Here is a 16,247-nt window from a genome sequence, read left to right as displayed (position 1 = left end):
AACAACTGTATATATAAACAGTTATCCGTGCAAGTTCGTGTGCATGCAGGGGCTGCCCGTGCGTTTCCTCCGACGCGATGGCTGAGTGGCGTCTTGCGCTATAATCCGCACCGCCTTGCCGGCATAGCTCAGTTGGTAGAGCAGCTGATTTGTAATCAGAAGGTCGTGGGTTCGATTCCTATTGCCGGCACCAGAATTCCTCCGGTGCTTGTGCGGCGCAAAAAGTTCTTGCCTTCTCGTAGTTCACCGTTTATAGTTCTGTTTCTCCGACGCGGGGTGGAGCAGTCTGGCAGCTCGTCGGGCTCATAACCCGAAGGTCGCAGGTTCAAATCCTGCCCCCGCAACCAAAAAAGTCATTAAAGCCAATCACTTAGCGGTGATTGGCTTTTTTGCGTCTGGAGTGTCGTGCCCACGCCGATCGGGTCTTAGCGTCCTGAGCGCCGACATTCATGGCTCTTTGTGTCACGTGCCGCCATGTTTTCCTGTCAAGTCAGGGTGTTGCCCGCGTGGAGCTTTTCACTCCCCAGTTCTCCGATCGAGCAGGTCGGTTCGCAGGCAGCTGGCGGCGACGGGCGAGGCCTGGGCACGGCGTGCGGATCGGCACTCGTTGCCGATCGCGTGGCTGGCGCGCCGGGGTTGAGAGTCCGAGGAGAGTGCGGGTGGTGCGGATGCCCTCGACAGGCTTGCGACCGGCGGGCTCGACGTCTTGCCGATCAAGCCGATCACGCGCGACGCCTTCGCTCAGCGGCCGCGGTCCTCCACGGCGGCGCGCAGCGCGCGGAAGCTCTCGTCCTCGCCCTGGCCCGAGGTATCGACCACATGGTCGGCGCGCAGGTACTGCGGTTCACGCGCGGCGAGGATGCGGCGCAGGTCTTCCATCGCTTCCGCGCTACCGGCCATCGGACGCAGGTCGCCCTGCGCGCTGACGCGCTGCATGTGCTCCTCGGGCGAGGTGCGGAGCCAGATCGTCAGACAGCGCGACAGCAGCAGGTCGTAGGTCTCGGTCTGCGAGACGATTCCGCCGCCCGTGGCGAGCACCGTGCGTTCACCGCTGTCGAGTGCGCGCCGCAGGCAACGCTGTTCGATGCGGCGATATCCCGACTGGCCGTAGAGGGCGAAGATCTCGCCCATGGGCATGCCGGTCTCGCGTTCGATCTCGGCATCGAGCTCGACGAAACGGAAGCCGAGTTCGGCCGCCAGCCTGCGGCCCAGTGTGGTCTTGCCGGCGCCGCGCAGGCCGATGAGGGCGATCCGGTTGCGCCGCGCGGCCTCTTCCTGGCCGTAGTCGCGCATCAACCGGAAGACCACGTCCTCCAGCCGGTGGCGCGGCAGTTGTTCGAGGATGCGCCGCACCAGGCGCTGCTCGACCGACTCCTCGGCGCCCAGGTTCAACATCTCCGGCAGCGACAGCCCCAATGCGCTGGCGATATGGCGTAGCAGCACGATCGAGACGTTGCCCTCGCCGGCCTCAAGATGGGCGAGATGCCGCTCCGACACCCCCGCGTCGCGAGCCAGCTGCTTGCGAGTCAGGCCACGCCGGTCGCGCGTCTCGCGCACGCGCCGGCCGAGCGCGAGCAGGAACTCCCCGTCGCTGCGCGGATCGGGTCGCACCGCCGGGTGCGCGACCGGTACAGGCGCGTCGGAGGCTGCGAGGGTCGGATTCTGGTCGTTCATTACGGAGCGGAGGTCGGAGATTCGTGTTTATGGTGCCGCTGGCGATGCGCTGTCAACGGCGTGACATCGGAGGCTCCCGGCCGGTGTGCGGGGAGTGCATTCAAGCATAGCGGCAAGTGCAGTATATTGCACCTTAGACTTTATCTAAATAATTGAATTTCCTTGTTTTTGGTGCGATGCAGGGTTGACAGCATCCGGATTGGGGGTATTCTTTTGCATGTCTCGCCGAAAGATGCACTTTAGTGCACTTTTTTGGATGGCTTGTGCGGTACCCCAGCCAGTCCGCTCGGCGATCGTGCCAAGGTTCTCTCGCGTCGTACCGTTCCGTGTGCATGCCGGTCGGTACGGTCCGGGATCAGGATGGAGACAGGACGATGCACACCCTCAGCACCGCAGATCACGGCTGCACGCCGCCCCGGATCGTGATTCCGGATCCCTACAACGCCGCCGACGACCTGCTCGGGCGCAACCTCGTCGCCGGGCGCGGCAGCAAGGTCGCCTACATCGACGATGCCGGCAGCTACACCTACGACCAGCTCGCGGCGCGTGCCAGCCGCTGTGGCAATGCGTTGCTCGGCACCCTCGGGCTGGCACGCGGCGACCGCGTCCTGATGTGCGTGCTCGACTGCATCGATTTCCCCGCGATGTTCCTCGGCGCGATCAAGGCCGGGGTGGTGCCGATCGCAGTCAATACGCTGCTCACCGAACGCGACTACGAGTACATGCTCTCCGACAGCGGTGCGCGTGTGGCGGTGGTATCGCAGGCGCTGTTGGCCAATTTCGCCGCGCTGCCCGGGCGCGTGCCGACGCTCGAGCGCCTGGTCGTCGCCGGTGGTGACGACGACGACGGTCTCGAGGCGCTGCTCGCCGCGCAGTCCGAGCAGCTCGATGCCGCGCCGACGCGTGCGACCGACCCCTGTTTCTGGCTCTACTCCTCCGGTTCCACCGGTGCGCCGAAGGGCACGGTGCACATTCACTCCAACCTCATCCATACCGCCGAGCTGTACGGACAGGAGGTCCTGGGCATCCGCGAACAGGACGTGGTGTTCTCGGCCGCGAAGCTCTTCTTCGCCTACGGCCTCGGCAACGGCCTCACCTTTCCGCTTTCGGTGGGCGCCACCGCCATCCTGATGGCCGAGCGGCCCACGCCGGATGCGGTGTTCAAGCGCCTGCGCGAGCACCAGCCCGACATCTTCTACGGCGTGCCCACGCTCTACGCCGGCATGCTCGCGCACACCGGCTGCCCGACCGCGGGCGAGATGAAGCGGCTGCGCGCCTGCACCTCTGCGGGCGAGGCGCTGCCCGAGGGCGTGGGGCGGCGCTGGAAGGAGCGCATCGGGGTCGACATCCTCGACGGCATCGGCTCCACCGAGATGCTGCACATCTTCCTGTCCAACCGCGCCGGCGACGTGCAGTACGGCACCAGCGGCACGCCGGTGCCGGGCTACCGCGTGCGCCTGATCGACGAGGGCGGCGACGAGATCACCGCGGCCGAGGAGCCGGGCGAACTGCAGATCTCCGGGCCGAGCTCGGCGGTGCAGTACTGGAACCAGCCGGAGAAGAGCCGTGCCACCTTCCTCGAGGGCTGGACGCGCAGCGGCGACAAGTATTACCGCAACCGCGACGGCTACTACGTCTACTCCGGGCGCAGCGACGACATGCTCAAGGTGAGCGGCATCTACGTGTCGCCGATCGAGGTCGAGTCGGCGCTGATCGCCCACGAGGCGGTGCTCGAGGCGGCGGTGGTCGGCATCGAGGACGAGGAACGCCTGATCAAGCCCAAGGCTTTCGTCGTGCTCAAGCCCGGCTACGGACCCGGCGAGGCGATGCGGCAGGAGCTGCAGGCGCACGTCAAGGGCATGCTCGCGCCCTACAAGTATCCGCGCTGGATCGAATTCGTCGAGGATCTGCCCAAGACCGCCACCGGCAAGATCCAGCGTTTCAAGCTGCGCGGCATCTAGTGCTTTGGCGGCGCTCGGGGGCGCCGCCCGTGTTCACACCATCAAAAGAGAGGAGACGGACATGGTCGGAAAGGACAGGAAGCTGCGCCTCGCAGTGAGCGCGCTCGGGCTCGGCCTGGGCATGTTGCTGGCGCAGGGCGCGGCGGAGGCGGCGGACAAGGTCAAGGTGGGGCTGATGCTGCCCTACACGGGCACCTACGCCTCGCTCGGCAACGCGATCACCAACGGCTTCAAGCAGTACGTGGCGGAGCAGGGCGGCAAGCTCGGCGGTCGCGAGGTCGAGTATTTCGTCGTCGATGACGAGTCCGATCCGGCCAAGGCGACCGAGAATGCCAACAAGCTGGTCAAACGCGACAACGTCGACGTGCTGGTCGGCACCGTGCATTCGGGCGTGGCGCTGGCGATGGCCAAGGTCGCGCGTGACTCCAAGACCCTGATGATCATCCCGAACGCGGGCGCGGACGAGCTTACCGGTCCGCTGTGCGCGCCGAATGTGTTCCGCACCTCGTTCTCGGCCTGGCAGCCGGCGAATGCGATGGGCAAGGTGGTCGCCGAACGCGGCCACAAGAACGTGGTCACCCTGGCCTGGAAGTACTCCTTCGGCGAACAGTCGGTCGCCGGCTTCAAGGAGTCCTTCGAGCAGGCCGGCGGCAAGGTGGTCAAGGAGCTCTACCTGCCCTTCCCGAACGTGGAGTTCCAGCCCTTCCTGACCGAGATCGCCAACCTCAGGCCGGATGCGGTGTTCGTATTCTTCTCCGGCGCCGGGGCGGCGAAGTTCGTCAAGGACTACGAGGCGGCAGGCCTGAAGGCGGGCCTCCCGCTCTACGCCCCGGGCTTCCTCACCGACGGCACGCTGGAGGCCATGGGCGGCGCCGGCGAGGGCGTGCTGACCACGCTGCACTACGCCGACGGCCTCGACAACGCCAGGGAGAAGTCCTTCCGCAGCGGCTATGTCGCGGCCTACAAGGCGCAACCCGACGTCTTCGCGGTGCAGGGCTACGACAGTGCGCAGCTGCTCGCCGCGGGGCTCTCGGGCGCGCCGGCCGGAGCCTTCGACAAGGAGGCGGTCATGAAGGCGATGAGCGCCGCCACCATCGACAGTCCGCGCGGTAGCTTCACCCTGTCCAAGGCCAACAACCCGGTGCAGGACATCTACCTGCGCAAGGTCGAGGGCGGGCAGAACAAGGTGATCGGCGTCGCCGCACCCAAGCTCGCCGACCCGGCGCGCGGCTGCAAGCTCATGAACTGATTCCGTCGCGGAGGCGGTGGCGGGCCCTCCGCCTCCGCGTCGCAGCCCGCTTCCACCCGTCTGTCCATCGCATCCCGGCGTGTTCCGCATGTCTGGGAGGGAAGGGTTCAATCATGGATTTCACCTCGTTCCTGATCCAGATCCTGAACGCGCTCCAGTACGGCCTGCTGCTTTTCCTGGTGGCGAGCGGGCTGACCCTGGTGTTCGGCATCATGGGCATCATCAACCTGGCGCATGGCAGCTTCTACATGATCGGCGCCTACCTGGCCTTCGCGCTCACCAGCCTGACCGGCAACCTGATGCTCGCGATCGTGCTCGGCATCCCGCTCGCCTTCGGCTTCGGCGCGCTGCTCGAGAAGCTGCTCTTCGTGCATCTGTACAAGCGTGACCACCTGCAGCAGGTGCTGCTGACCTACGGGCTCATCCTGATCTTCGAGGAGCTGCGCAGCCTCACGGTCGGCGACGACGTCCACGGCGTGGCCATCCCCGACCTGTTCTCGGCTTCGATCGCGCTCTCCGACAACCTCTCCTATCCGGTGTACCGGCTGGTGATCTCGGTGGTGTGCATCGCGCTCGCTGTCGGCTTGTGGTGGCTGATGCAGCGCACCCGACTGGGGATGATGATCCGCGCCGGCTCGTTCAACCGCGAGATGGTGCAGTCGCTCGGGGTGAACATCGACCTGCTTTACCGCACCGTGTTCGCGCTCGGCGTGGCGCTGGCCGCGCTGGCCGGCATGCTCGCGGCGCCGATCTCCTCGGTGTACCCGGGCATGGGCGGCAATGTGCTGATCATCTCCTTCGTGGTCGTGGTGATCGGCGGCATCGGCTCGGTGTGGGGCGCGCTGGTGGCGGCGCTGCTGGTGGGGTTCGCGGACACGTTCGGCACGATCCTGCTCCCCGAGCTCGCCGGACTGGCGGTCTATCTGCTGATGGCGGTCGTGCTGCTCTGGCGCCCCGAAGGCATCTTCAGGAAGGGGTGAGGCGATGAACCCGCGAGTCGTGCTGTCTTTCAAGCTCGCCGTGCTGGCAGGGCTGGTGCTGTTTCCGGCGATCGGATCCAGCTTCTATGTCGAGTTGGTGGCGAAAATCCTCGTGATGTCGATCTTCGCGATGAGCCTGGCGCTGCTGGTCGGCTTCACCGGCCTGGTGAGCCTCGGCCATGCCGCATATTTCGGCATCGCCGCCTACACGGTCGCGCTGATCGCGCCCGAATACGAGGCGGCCAACCTGTGGTTCGTGCTCGCGGCCTCGGTGCTGGCGGCAGGCGCCGCGGCGTTCTTCATCGGGCTGTTCGTGCTGCGCACCAAGGGCATCTATTTCATCATGGTGACGCTGGCCTTCGCGCAGATGGCCTACTACATCTTCCACGACACCGCACTCGGGCGCAGCTCGGACGGCATCTATCTCAACGTCAAGCCGGATGCCAGCCTCTTCGGCTGGATGCCGTTCAACCTCGACGAGCCGCTGCACCTGTACTACTTCATCCTCGCCGCGATGGTGGCGGTGTTCGTGCTGCTGGCCTTCGTGCTGCGCTCGCCCTTCGGTCGCGTGCTCGCCGGCATCCACAGCAACGAGCACCGCATGAAGTCGCTCGGCTACGCCACGCAGCGCTACAAGCTTGCGGCCTTCACCCTGGCCGGTGCGCTGGCCGGGGTGGCGGGCTTCCTGTACGCGGTGCTGTTCGGCTTCGTGACCCCCGATTACCTGTCGTGGCATCAGTCGGGCAACGTGTTGCTGATGGTCATCCTCGGCGGCCTCGGCAGCCTGGCGGGGGCGGTCGCGGGCGCGTTCGCCTTCATCGGCCTGCAGGAGATGTTCTCGGACTGGACCAAGCACTGGCAACTGCTGATGGGCCTGGTGATCGTCGCCGCGGTGCTGTTCATGCCGAGTGGACTGGCCGGACTGCCGCGACGCATCTTCCGCACGGTCAATTGGGGAGAAGACGATGAGTGAGGCGATGCTGGTGGCGGACCGCCTGACCCGCCATTTCGGCGGGCTGACCGCCAACCTCGAGGTGTGCATCACGCTCGAGCGCGGCAAGCTGCATGCGCTGCTCGGCCCCAACGGGGCGGGCAAGTCGACCTGCATCAACATGCTCTCGGGCGACCTGCCGCCTTCCGCGGGGCGCATCCTGCTCGAAGGGCAGGACGTGACCGGGCTGGATTCGGCGGCACGCTCGCACCGCGGCATCGGCCGCAGCTACCAGCGCACCAACATCTTTCCGCAATTCACCGTGCTGGAGAACTGCCGGCTCGCCGCGCAGTCGCGCAGGCCGCGGCCGTGGCGGATCTTCACCGATGCGATGAAGACGCGCGACACCGTCGAGCGCGCGCAGGCGGCGATCGTCGAGGCGGGCCTGGGCGGGCGCGAGCTGCGCAAGGCCGGCCTGCTCTCGCACGGCGAGCAACGCCAGCTCGAGATCGCGATGGTGCTGGCCACCGACGCGCGTGTCCTGCTGCTCGACGAGCCGCTCGCCGGCATGGGCTCGGAAGAGTCGGCGCAGATGGTCGAGCTGTTGCGCAAACTCAAGCAGAACCGCGCGATCCTGCTCGTGGAGCACGACATGGATGCGGTGTTCGCGGTGGCCGACACGATCACCGTGATGGTCGAGGGCTCGGTGCTCGAATCCGGACCGCCCGAGCAGATCCGTAACAGCGAGGACGTCCAGGCGGCCTATCTCGGGGAGGATGAACATGGCTGAGATGCTGCTCGAAGCGCGCGACCTCCACACCTACTACGGCTCGAGCCACATCCTGCACGGGGTGAGCTTCTCGATCCGCAAGGGTGAGGCGCTCGGCCTGATGGGGCGCAACGGCATGGGCAAGACCACGCTGATCCGCAGCATGCTCGGCCTGGTGCGGCCGCGCCACGGCACGGTGCGCGTGAACGGCGACGACATGACGCGCGCCAAACCGCACCGCATCGCGCTCGCCGGGGTGGCCTACGTACCCGAGGGGCGCGGCATCTTTCCCAACCTGAGCGTGCGCGAGAATCTCGTCATGGCGGCGCGCGCGGGCGTGGACGGGCGGCGCGAATGGACCTTCGAGCGCGTCATGGAGACCTTCCCGCGCCTGGGCGAGCGTATCGACAACGGCGGCGGCCAGCTCTCGGGCGGCGAGCAGCAGATGCTCACGATCGGACGCGCGCTGATGACCAACCCCGACCTGCTGATCCTCGACGAGGCCACCGAGGGCCTCGCGCCGCTGATGGTCAAGGAGATCTGGAAGGTCATCCGCACCATCCGCGACACCGGCATCGCCACGGTGGTGGTGGACAAGAACCACTCGGCGGTGACTGCGCTGACCAACCGCTCGGTGATCCTGGTCAAGGGCGAGGTGGTGTTCGACGGTCCGAGCGAACAGGTGCGCCAGGAGCCGGCCTTGATCCGCAAGCACCTCGGGGTGTGATGCTTCGATACGCGGGCGCGGCCCGGCAGGCCCCGTCCGCGCGTTGTGCGCCGCCCGCGGCGGCGCTGCGCCCGTCCCGGTCCGTCCTCCTCAATCGTCCGGCAGCACCGCCGTGACCTCGATCTCCACCTTCGCGCCGGCCTCGACGAAGCCAGCCACCTGCACGGCGCTCATCGCCGGGTAGTGGTGGCCGATCAGGTCGCGATAGACCGTGCCGATCTCCTCGAGGCGGGCGTTGTACTCGGCGGCGCTGCCCAGGAACCAGGTCATGCGCACGATGTCGGTCGAACGCGCGCCGCCGGCGTCCAGGATGGCGAGCACGTTGCGCAGCGCCTGGCGGATCTGCTCGACGAGGTCCTCGCTGCGGAAGACCTCGTCCGCGTCCCAGCCCACCTGGCCGGCGACGAACAGCATCCGTCCGCTCGCGGCCACTCCATTGGCGTAGCCCTTCGGCCGTTTCCAGCCCGCGGGTTGAAGAATCTGCATGTCTGTCTCCTCGAGTGCGTTTCTGGCGCTGCGCGTACGCGCTTGATGCGCGACCGGGCAGCATGTCAAATAGTGCAGTTCGCGGGCGTATTCTGCAATAAAATGCAGAACTTGGGCGGCTGACGATGCGATGGTGTCCGCTTTGGCGGCGTGCCGAGCCATAGCGCAAGTCTTATAGAGGACTTTTGCTTCGCACCCTTGACCCACGCCGCGATCGAAAGCATTCTTCAAAGGTTATGCGCCCCTTCATGCGGGCGTGTTCCTCAACAACCGAGCCAGTGAGTGCGAAAGATGACCGAACGAGTGAGTGTCCAGCGTCTGCAGGTCGCAGCGAACCTGAAGCGTTTCATTGAAGAAGAAGCCCTGCCGGGCAGCGGTGTCGACGCTGCCGCCTTCTGGTCCGGGTTCGATGCGCTGGTACACGATCTCGCACCGAAGAACGCCGCTCTGCTCGCCGAACGCGATCGCATCCAGGCCGAGATCGACGCCTGGCATCGCGCCCACCCGGGGCCGATCGCCGACATGGCCGCGTACAAGGCCTTCCTGTCCTCGATCGGCTACCTGCTGCCGGTGCCCGCCGGTGCCAAGGCCACCACCACCAACGTCGATGACGAGCTCGCCGTGCAGGCCGGCCCGCAGCTCGTGGTGCCGGTGATGAACGCGCGCTACGCGCTCAACGCCGCCAACGCGCGCTGGGGCTCGCTCTACGACGCGCTCTACGGTACCGACGCCATCCCGCAGAAGGACGGCGCCGAGCTCACCAAGGGCTACAACCCGGTGCGCGGCGCGAAGGTCATCGCCTTCGGCCGCCAGGTGCTCGACCAGGCCGCGCCGCTCGCCGGTGCCTCGCATGCCGACGCCGCGGGCTACGCGGTCGAGGCCGGCCGCCTGGTGGTGAAGCTGCAGAGCGGTGCCAGCACCGGCCTGCAGCAGGCCGAGAAGTTCGTCGGCTTCCAGGGCGAGGCCGCCGCGCCGCGCGCCGTGCTGCTGAAGAACAACGGCTTGCACATCGAGATCCAGATCGACCGCAGCGGCGCCATCGGCAAGTCCGATGCCGCGGGCGTGAACGACCTGCTGATGGAAGCCGCGCTGTCGACCATCATGGACTGCGAGGACTCGGTCGCCGCGGTGGATGCCGACGACAAGGTCGTGGTGTACCGCAACTGGCTCGGCTTGATGGACGGTACGCTGGAAGACACCTTCGACAAGGGCGGCAAGCCGATGACGCGGCGTCTGAACGCCGACCGCGAGTACACCGGTGCCGACGGCAAGCCGGTAAAGCTGCACGGTCGCGCGCTGCTCTTCGTGCGCAACGTCGGCCACCTGATGACCAACCCGGCCATCCTTTGGGGCGAGGGCAAGGAAATCCCCGAAGGCATCATGGATGCGGTGGTCACCACGCTGATCGCCAAGCGCGACCTCGAGCGCCGTGGCAACTCGCGCAAGGGCAGCATCTACATCGTCAAGCCCAAGATGCACGGCCCGGCGGAGATCGGCTTCGCCGACGAGCTGTTCACCCGCGTCGAGCAGCTGCTCGGGCTGCCGGCCAACACCGTCAAGCTCGGCATCATGGACGAGGAGCGCCGCACCAGCGTCAACCTGCGTGCCTGCATCGCCGCCGCGCCGGCGCGCGTGGCCTTCATCAATACCGGCTTCCTCGATCGCACCGGCGACGAGATGCACACCTCGATGGAGGCCGGCGCGATGATGCGCAAGGGCGACATCAAGAACAGCAAGTGGATCGCCGCCTACGAGCGCCGCAACGTGCTCATCGGTCTGGCCGCCGGCCTGCGCGGCCGCGCCCAGATCGGCAAGGGCATGTGGGCCATGCCCGACCTGATGGCCGCGATGCTCGAGCAGAAGATCGGCCATCCCAAGGCGGGCGCCAACACCGCCTGGGTGCCGTCGCCGACCGCCGCCACCCTGCATGCGCTGCATTACCACCAGGTCAGCGTGGCCGCGGTGCAGCAGGACATCGAGAAGCTCGACCTCGACAAGGAAGCCGAGGCGCTGCTCGACGACCTGCTCACCATCCCGGTGGTGGCCAAGGCCGAGTGGAGCGAGACCGAGCGCCAGCAGGAACTCGACAACAACTGCCAGGGCATCCTCGGCTACGTGGTGCGCTGGGTGGAGCAGGGCGTGGGCTGCTCGAAGGTGCCCGACATCAACGACATCGGCCTGATGGAAGACCGCGCCACGCTGCGCATCTCCAGCCAGCACATCGCCAACTGGCTGCGCCATGGCGTGGTGCCCGCCGAGCAGGTCGAGGCCACGCTCGAGCGCATGGCCGCGGTGGTCGATGGCCAGAACGCGGGCGACCCGCTGTACCGCCCGATGGCGCCGAACTTCGACGACTCGGTGGCCTACCAGGCCGCGCGCGCGCTGATCTTCGAGGGCTGCGCCCAGCCGAGCGGCTACACCGAGCCGCTGCTGCACCGCTATCGCCAGCAGTTCAAGGCCAAGGTCGGCGCCTGAGCGTCGTCCACGCTCGGCGCGAGTCGCGTCGCTCCTGTGCTCCTGCAGGAGCGACGCGACTCGCGATCCGGCGATGGAGAGCTGCACGCGTGCATCGCGGCGACGGCACTGGAAATGTAAAAAGGCGCCTCGCAGGGCGCCTTTTTACATCTTGCTCCGCCCGATCTGCATGATCGGGGGATCAGACCCTCACCACAGCTGCCACCACGGCCGCGTGTCTTCCGGGCCACCGCGGAAATACACGCTGTCGGGGAAGTTCTTGCGCATGACGCGGTCGGCGTCGTCGCGCAGCTGCGCCATGCCGAGCTTGTCGTAGCTCATGACCATCAGGAACAGCGCCTCCTCGATCGCCGGTGCCTGCGGGAAGTTATTCACCGCGGTCTGCGCGCGGTTGATCGCCGCGACGTAGGCGCCGCGGTTGTAGTAGTAGCGCGAGACATGCACCTCGTGCGAGGCGAGCGAGTTGATCAGGTACTGCATGCGCGCCCGCGAGTCGTCGGCGTAGCGGCTCTCGGGGAAGCGCTCGACCAGTTCGCGGAAGCCGTCGAAGGCCTCGCGTGCGCCCTTGGGGTCGCGCTCGGAGAGATCCTGGCGCGACAGGCCGGCGAGCAGGCCGAGGTCTTCGTTGAAGTTGACCAGGCCCTTGAGGTAGTAGGCGTAGTCGACGTTCGGGTGATTGGGATGGAGCTTGATGAAGCGGTCGGCCGCGGCGAGCGCGAGCGCCTGCTCGCCCTGCTTGTAGTACGCGTAGGCCACCTCAAGCTGGGCCTGCTGGGCGAAGCGGCCGTAGGGATAGCGTGCCTCGAGCTTCTCGAATAGCGTCACCGCGCGATCGTAGCCGCCCTCGCTCATCGAGGCCTTGGCCTCGGAATACAGCTTTTGTGCGTTCCAGCCGGCGGTCTCGTCGACCTGCTCGGGCAGGAGGCCGCAGCCGCCGAGCAGCAAGGCGCCAATCAGCGCGGCTTTTGCCGTTAAACTTCCGGGGGTGAACCTGGCCATCGAAGACACTCGCGTGAATGAACACGCCGATTATATCCCAGCCGCCCTCCCAGCCGATCTTCCCGCCGACGACGCCGATGCGTGGGAGGCGCTGACGATTCCCGTCGAACTGGGTGGGCTGCGCCTCGATCAGGCCCTGGCACGGCTTCTCCCCCAACATTCGCGCAGCCGCCTGCAGGGCTGGCTCAAGGAGGGCTGGATCCGCGTCGATGGCGCGAGCCCCGATGCGCGCCGCAAGGTGTGCGGCGGGGAGTGCGTCGAGATCGACGCGCTGCCGCCGCCCGAGGTCACCGCCGCGCTGCCCGAGGACATCCCGCTCGCGGTGGTCTACGAGGACGAGGACCTGCTGGTGATCGACAAGCCCGTCGGCCTCGTCGTGCATCCCGGCAGCGGCAACTGGAGCGGGACCCTGCTCAACGCCTTGCTGCACCGCAACCCCGCGCTCGCCGGGGTGCCGCGGGCCGGTATCGTGCACCGGCTCGACAAGGACACCAGCGGGCTGATGGTGGTGGCGAAGACGCTGGCCGCGCAGACCGAGCTCGTGCGTCAGCTCCAGGCGCGCACGGTCGGGCGCCACTACCGCGCGCTGGTGCAGGGCGCGCTGACGGCCGGCGGCACGGTCGATGCGCCGATCGGGCGTCACCCTACGCAGCGCACGCGCATGGCAGTCGTCGGCAACGGCCGTCCGGCGGTCACGCATTACCGCGTCACCGAGCGTTTCCCGCGTGCGACCCTGGTCGAATGTCGTCTGGAGACCGGGCGTACCCACCAGATCCGCGTCCACATGGCGCACATCGGCCATGCGCTGGTCGGCGATCCGCTTTATGGGGCGCGCCGCTGCGGCGATGTGCGCCTCGATGCGTTCCCGCGCCAGGCCCTGCATGCCTTCCGGCTGGGGCTCACGCATCCGCGCAGCGGCGAGGCGATGCGTTGGGAGGTGCCGCTGGCGGCGGATTTCGCCGCGCTGCTGGACGAGCTGCATGGAGCGCCGCGATGAGCCTGCCGCCCGGCTACCGCTTTTTCGCCCCTGGCCTGCTGTGCCCGCAGTGGAGCCTGCCGCCCGGGGTACGGGCCGTGGTGAGCACCCGCGAGGGCGGCGCAAGCTTGCCGCCGTGGGCGAGCTTCAACCTCGGCAGCCATGTTGGCGATGATGCGCGCGCGGTGGCGGCCAACCGCGCACGCCTGGGTGCGGCGATCGGCGCCGAGCCGGTGTGGCTCGAGCAGGTGCATGGCTGCGCGGTGGCGGACGCCGATCGCGCGGCCGGAGTGCCCGAGGCCGATGCGGCCGTGGCGCGCATGCGCGGGCGGGCGTGTGCGGTCATGATCGCCGACTGCCTGCCAGTGCTTTTCTGCGACGACGACGCCACCGTGGTCGCCGCCGCCCACGCTGGCTGGCGCGGCCTGGCCGCCGGGGTGCTGGAGCGCACCGTGGAGCGCATGGGCGTGACGCCGGGGCGTGTGCGCGCGTGGCTCGGGCCCGCGATCGGGCCGACGGCCTTCGAGGTCGGGGACGAGGTGCGCGCGGCCTTCGTCGGCGCGGACCCGGGCGCGACCGCCGCCTTCGTCGCGGGTGGCGTGCCCGGGAAGTGGCTGGCGGATCTCTGCGCGCTCGCGCGTCGACGGCTCACGCTTGCGGGCGTGGAGCGGATCGACGGCGGCAGCGTGTGCACCGTGGCCGATCCGGCGCATTTCTATTCTTACCGGCGTGATGGGACGACCGGGCGTTTCGCCGCGCTGATCTGGCTGGAGGAGGGGCGGCCCGGCGCGATCGCGTGAGCGCGGCGTTGCCGCGATCCGTCTCGCATGACCGTCTTAGGGATTGCGGCTATTGATCGGCGTCAGTTTCGGCTCTATCGTTGCGTTCGAGTGCTTCTCGCTCCTGCTGCAGGCGGCGACGTCGGCGGGCCGGGGTGCCGAACAGCCAAAGAAACAAGGCCAGGGGCGCGAGCCCCCAGAACACGAAGGTCAGGACGGCGGCAACGATCGAATCCTCCGCCGCGGCGACGAGGACGACGACGTAGAGCCAGGCGATCGGGATCAGATACATGGGTGGATTCTAGCGCGCGCCGCGAGCCGGCGCCGGAGGATCACGGACAGGGCAGGAAACCGCGGCCCCGGCCCGGAGCGGGCGGACGCGGCCTCAGGAGAAAGGGATGTCGGATACGACGGGCAAGCAGGTGCCGCCGGGAATGCAGGCGATCCTCGCCGCGGGACAGGCGATGGCGCAGGGTTTCTTCGATGCGCTCGCACGCCAGCATGTGGCGATGCAGGATTCCTCGGGGGTGGCGGCGCAGAAGCTGCCGATGCCCGAGACCGAGGTGATGGCCTCGCTGCAGAAGGTCTTCGCCGAGAAGCACGCCGAACTGTGGTCGTCCATGCTTGCGCGCACGCCGGGGGCGGCAGGCCCCGCGGTGGTGCAGCCCGAGCCGGGCGACAAGCGCTTCGCGGCGCCGGAGTGGTCCGAGAGCCCGGTGTTCGACTACATGCGCCAAGCCTACCTGCTCAACGCCGGCTTCCTGCGCCAGATGGCGGACGCGATGCCGATCGCCGACGGCCGCGCCAAGGCGCGCATGCAGTTCCTCACCCGCCAGTACATCGATGCGCTGTCGCCGAGCAACTTCGCGGCGACCAACCCCGAGTTCATCAAGACCGCGGTCGAGACCAAGGGCGAGAGCATCGCGCGCGGCATCCAGAACCTGCTCGGCGACCTCGAGAAGGGGCGCATCTCGATGACCGACGACGCGGCCTTCGAGATCGGCCGTAACCTCGCGCTGACCCCGGGTTCGGTGGTCTACGAGAACGAGCTGATGCAGCTGATCCAGTACGCGCCGCTGACCGAGAAGGTCGCGCAGACGCCGCTGTTGATCGTGCCGCCGTGCATCAACAAGTTCTACATCATGGACCTGCAGCCCGAGAACTCGCTCGTGCGCTTCGTCGTCGAGCAGGGCTTCACGGTCTTCCTGGTGTCGTGGAAGAACCCCCGTCCCGACACCGGCGGCCATTACACCTGGGACGACTACCTCGACAAGGGACCGCTCGCGGCGCTCGAGGTGGTGCGCTCGATCACCCGCGTCAAGAAGCCCAACGTGCTCGGCTTCTGTGTCGGCGGCACCATCCTCACCTCGGCGCTCGCGGTGGCGCGCGCGCGCGGCGAGGAGCCGGTGGCGAGCCTCACCTTGATGACCACGCTGCTGGATTTCTCCGACGCCGGCGAGCTCGGCTGCCTGGTCGACGAGGCGAGCGTCACCGCGCGCGAGGCCGCGATCGGCAAGGGCGGGGTGCTCAAGGGGCAGGAACTCGCCAACGTGTTTTCCTTCCTGCGCGCCAACGACCTGGTGTGGCAATACGTGGTCGGCAACTACCTCAAGGGCAACAAGCCGGTCGCCTTCGACCTGCTGTACTGGAACTCCGATTCGACCAACCTGCCGGGGCCCTTCCTCACCTGGTACCTGCGCAACATGTACCTCGAGAACAACCTGCGCGTGCCGGGCAAGCTCAGGATGCTCGGGCACAAGGTCGACCTCGGCAAGGTCGACGTGCCGGCCTACCTGATGGCGGCGCGCGAGGACCACATCGTGCCGTGGAAGAGCGCCTACCTGGCGCGCAACGTGCTGGGCGGCGACACCACCTTCGTGCTCGGCGCAAGCGGCCACATCGCCGGCGCGATCAACCCGGCGTCGAAGAATCGCCGCAGCTACTGGACCGCCGATGTGCGCCCGGCCGACCCCGACGAATGGTTCGAGAGCGCCGCCGAGCACAAGGGCAGCTGGTGGCTGCACTGGGCCGAGTGGCTGCGCGGCCATGGCGGCAAGGAGGTGGCCGCGCGCGGACGCCTGGGCAGCACGAAGTACGAGCCGATCGAGCCGGCGCCGGGGCGCTACGTCAAGGAGCGTTCCTGACCCGGAACGAGGAGGTTTTCAGTGTTCGACGGCAGCGGATCGGGCGGTCGCTGCCGTCGTGTTCAAGGTCCGTCCAGCACTACGAAAGTACCCCGCA

The 16,247-nt window shown here is 67.6% G+C and carries 14 protein-coding genes and 2 tRNA genes; 12 read left to right on the top strand and 4 right to left on the bottom strand.

Annotated features, from left to right (window positions below; all coding sequences use genetic code 11):
- Window positions 1-117 precede the first annotated feature (117 nt).
- Together C665_RS01225 and C665_RS01220 are read left to right on the top strand one after the other, a co-directional pair.
- Window positions 118-193: transfer RNA gene (locus C665_RS01225), tRNA-Thr, on the top strand.
- Window positions 194-270: 77 nt separating this feature from the next.
- Window positions 271-347: transfer RNA gene (locus tag C665_RS01220), tRNA-Met, on the top strand.
- 394 nt (window positions 348-741) lie between these two features.
- Here the strand turns inward: C665_RS01220 and C665_RS01215 are convergent.
- On the bottom strand, window positions 742-1,674 hold the full coding sequence (locus tag C665_RS01215; RefSeq protein WP_004298145.1) for a helix-turn-helix transcriptional regulator: 933 nt from the start codon (window positions 1,672-1,674) through the stop codon (window positions 742-744).
- Window positions 1,675-2,048: 374 nt separating this feature from the next.
- Between C665_RS01215 and C665_RS01210 the strand changes: the two genes are divergently transcribed.
- The 6 genes from C665_RS01210 to C665_RS01185 all read left to right on the top strand — a co-directional run bounded on the left by C665_RS01210 (window position 2,049) and on the right by C665_RS01185 (window position 8,291).
- Window positions 2,049-3,635, top strand: coding sequence for a benzoate-CoA ligase family protein (locus tag C665_RS01210; RefSeq protein ID WP_004266041.1), 1,587 nt, complete (start codon window positions 2,049-2,051; stop codon window positions 3,633-3,635).
- Window positions 3,636-3,696: 61 nt separating this feature from the next.
- Window positions 3,697-4,884, top strand: coding sequence for an ABC transporter substrate-binding protein (locus tag C665_RS01205; RefSeq protein WP_004266037.1), 1,188 nt, complete (start codon window positions 3,697-3,699; stop codon window positions 4,882-4,884).
- Window positions 4,885-4,997: 113 nt separating this feature from the next.
- Window positions 4,998-5,864 carry a branched-chain amino acid ABC transporter permease gene (locus C665_RS01200; RefSeq protein ID WP_004266034.1) on the top strand — a complete coding sequence of 289 codons (867 nt, stop codon included), beginning with the start codon at window positions 4,998-5,000 and terminating at the stop codon, window positions 5,862-5,864.
- Between the two features lie 4 nt (window positions 5,865-5,868).
- A complete protein-coding gene (locus C665_RS01195; protein WP_004266032.1) occupies window positions 5,869-6,837 on the top strand; it encodes a branched-chain amino acid ABC transporter permease in 969 nt (322 codons plus the stop codon).
- Window positions 6,830-7,585, top strand: coding sequence for an ABC transporter ATP-binding protein (locus C665_RS01190; RefSeq protein ID WP_012585823.1), 756 nt, complete (start codon window positions 6,830-6,832; stop codon window positions 7,583-7,585). The genes C665_RS01195 and C665_RS01190 overlap by 8 nt, the downstream gene beginning before the upstream one ends.
- Complete coding sequence (locus C665_RS01185) at window positions 7,578-8,291, top strand: ABC transporter ATP-binding protein (RefSeq protein WP_004266027.1); 714 nt, start codon at window positions 7,578-7,580, stop codon at window positions 8,289-8,291. The genes C665_RS01190 and C665_RS01185 overlap by 8 nt, the downstream gene beginning before the upstream one ends.
- Before the next feature lie 90 nt (window positions 8,292-8,381).
- Here the strand turns inward: C665_RS01185 and C665_RS01180 are convergent, their stop codons facing one another.
- Complete coding sequence (locus C665_RS01180) at window positions 8,382-8,777, bottom strand: RidA family protein (RefSeq protein WP_012585822.1); 396 nt, start codon at window positions 8,775-8,777, stop codon at window positions 8,382-8,384.
- 291 nt (window positions 8,778-9,068) lie between these two features.
- Between C665_RS01180 and C665_RS01175 the strand changes: the two genes are divergently transcribed.
- Complete coding sequence (locus tag C665_RS01175) at window positions 9,069-11,252, top strand: malate synthase G (RefSeq protein ID WP_004266022.1); 2,184 nt, start codon at window positions 9,069-9,071, stop codon at window positions 11,250-11,252.
- A gap of 189 nt (window positions 11,253-11,441) precedes the next feature.
- Here C665_RS01175 and C665_RS01170 read toward each other — a convergent pair whose 3' ends face one another.
- Window positions 11,442-12,251, bottom strand: a complete 810-nt coding sequence (locus C665_RS01170; RefSeq protein WP_040828229.1) for an outer membrane protein assembly factor BamD — start codon at window positions 12,249-12,251, stop codon at window positions 11,442-11,444.
- 13 nt (window positions 12,252-12,264) lie between these two features.
- On the opposite strand from C665_RS01170, the gene rluD reads away from it, so the two are divergent.
- Together rluD and pgeF are read left to right on the top strand one after the other, a co-directional pair.
- A complete protein-coding gene (gene rluD, locus C665_RS01165; RefSeq protein WP_004266016.1) occupies window positions 12,265-13,248 on the top strand; it encodes a 23S rRNA pseudouridine(1911/1915/1917) synthase RluD in 984 nt (327 codons plus the stop codon).
- A complete protein-coding gene (pgeF, locus tag C665_RS01160) occupies window positions 13,245-14,027 on the top strand; it encodes a peptidoglycan editing factor PgeF (RefSeq protein ID WP_004266013.1) in 783 nt (260 codons plus the stop codon). The genes rluD and pgeF overlap by 4 nt, the downstream gene beginning before the upstream one ends.
- A 49-nt stretch (window positions 14,028-14,076) precedes the next feature.
- Here the strand turns inward: pgeF and C665_RS01155 are convergent, their stop codons facing one another.
- Complete coding sequence (locus C665_RS01155; protein WP_004266012.1) at window positions 14,077-14,298, bottom strand: hypothetical protein; 222 nt, start codon at window positions 14,296-14,298, stop codon at window positions 14,077-14,079.
- A 106-nt stretch (window positions 14,299-14,404) separates the two neighbouring features.
- Here C665_RS01155 and C665_RS01150 point away from each other — a divergent pair, with 106 nt between their 5' ends.
- The gene (locus tag C665_RS01150) at window positions 14,405-16,150 is read left to right on the top strand and encodes a PHA/PHB synthase family protein (RefSeq protein WP_004266009.1); all 1,746 of its coding nucleotides are present in this window, start codon (window positions 14,405-14,407) and stop codon (window positions 16,148-16,150) included.
- Window positions 16,151-16,247 lie beyond the last annotated feature (97 nt).

This window comes from Thauera aminoaromatica S2, from assembly GCF_000310185.1.
Classification (GTDB): domain Bacteria; phylum Pseudomonadota; class Gammaproteobacteria; order Burkholderiales; family Rhodocyclaceae; genus Thauera; species Thauera aminoaromatica.
Note: the sequence above shows the minus strand (reverse complement) of the source record. Positions and strands in the feature narration are given on the sequence as shown.